Raw genomic sequence first — 1,192 nt, 5'->3', positions numbered from 1 at the left:
TCGATGTTTGACGCTTCACAGCGGGTACCGGAATATCAACCGGTTATCCATCGACTACGCCTGTCGGCCTCGCCTTAGGTCCCGACTTACCCTGGGCAGATCAGCTTGACCCAGGAACCCTTAGTCAATCGGCGCACACGTTTCTCACGTGTGAATCGCTACTCATGCCTGCATTCTCACTCGTGAACCGTCCACAACTGCCTTCCGGCGCTGCTTCACCCGGCACACGACGCTCCCCTACCCATCACAGCACCCGTTGGGGCTTGTTGCTGCAATGACACGACTTCGGCGGTACGCTTGAGCCCCGCTACATTGTCGGCGCGGAATCACTAGACCAGTGAGCTATTACGCACTCTTTCAAGGGTGGCTGCTTCTAAGCCAACCTCCTGGTTGTCTCTGCGACTCCACATCCTTTCCCACTTAGCGTACGCTTAGGGGCCTTAGTCGATGCTCTGGGCTGTTTCCCTCTCGACCATGGAGCTTATCCCCCACAGTCTCACTGCCGCGCTCTCACTTACCGGCATTCGGAGTTTGGCTAAGGTCAGTAACCCGGTAGGGCCCATCGCCTATCCAGTGCTCTACCTCCGGCAAGAAACACACGACGCTGCACCTAAATGCATTTCGGGGAGAACCAGCTATCACGGAGTTTGATTGGCCTTTCACCCCTAACCACAGGTCATCCCCCAGGTTTTCAACCCTGGTGGGTTCGGTCCTCCACGAAGTCTTACCTCCGCTTCAACCTGCCCATGGCTAGATCACTCCGCTTCGGGTCTTGAGCGTGCTACTAAAAACGCCCTGTTCGGACTCGCTTTCGCTACGGCTTCCCCACCCGGGTTAACCTCGCAACACACCGCAAACTCGCAGGCTCATTCTTCAAAAGGCACGCAGTCACGACGCAAGGACAAGTCCTTGCGCGACGCTCCCACGGCTTGTAGGCACACGGTTTCAGGTACTATTTCACTCCGCTCCCGCGGTACTTTTCACCATTCCCTCACGGTACTATCCGCTATCGGTCACCAGGGAATATTTAGGCTTAGCGGGTGGTCCCGCCAGATTCACACGGGATTTCTCGGGCCCCGTGCTACTTGGGTGTCTCTCCAACGAGCCGCTGACGTTTCGACTACGGGGGTCTTACCCTCTACGCCGGACCTTTCGCATGTCCTTCGCCTACATCAACGGTTTCTGACTCGTC

Annotated in this window: 1 rRNA gene; it reads right to left on the bottom strand. The window is 56.9% G+C overall.

Annotated features, from left to right (window positions below):
- Positions 1 to 1,192 (bottom strand): 23S ribosomal RNA (locus ADK41_RS02445); the annotation flags it as partial.

It is taken from the genome of Streptomyces caelestis (genome assembly GCF_001279005.1).
Lineage (GTDB): Bacteria > Actinomycetota > Actinomycetes > Streptomycetales > Streptomycetaceae > Streptomyces > Streptomyces heliomycini.
This window is presented reverse-complemented; position numbering and strand designations above follow the sequence as displayed.